At 54.3% G+C, this 267-nt stretch carries 1 tRNA gene and 1 rRNA gene; both read left to right on the top strand.

The window, feature by feature from the left end:
• Positions 1 to 3 precede the first annotated feature (3 nt).
• A 5S ribosomal RNA gene (rrf, locus tag AC0C66_RS21600) occupies positions 4 to 119 on the top strand.
• A 22-nt stretch (positions 120 to 141) separates the two neighbouring features.
• A tRNA-Val gene (locus AC0C66_RS21595) sits at positions 142 to 217 on the top strand.
• The last annotated feature ends 50 nt before the right edge of the window (positions 218 to 267 follow it).

The following is a 267-nucleotide window of genomic DNA, read 5'->3' as shown; positions in this document are numbered from 1 at the left end:
TTGTTTGGTGGCGATAGCGAAGAGGTCACACCCGTTCCCATACCGAACACGGAAGTTAAGCTCTTCAGCGCCGATGGTAGTCGGGGGTTTCCCCCTGTGAGAGTAGGACGCCGCCAAGCAATTGCACGTTAGTGCAATTATGGAGGATTAGCTCAGCTGGGAGAGCATCTGCCTTACAAGCAGAGGGTCGGCGGTTCGAGCCCGTCATCCTCCACCATCTTGCCGGTGTAGCTCAATTGGTAGAGCAACTGACTTGTAATCAGTAGG

This window comes from Bacillus sp. VA13 (genome assembly GCF_055710085.1).
This window is presented reverse-complemented; position numbering and strand designations above follow the sequence as displayed.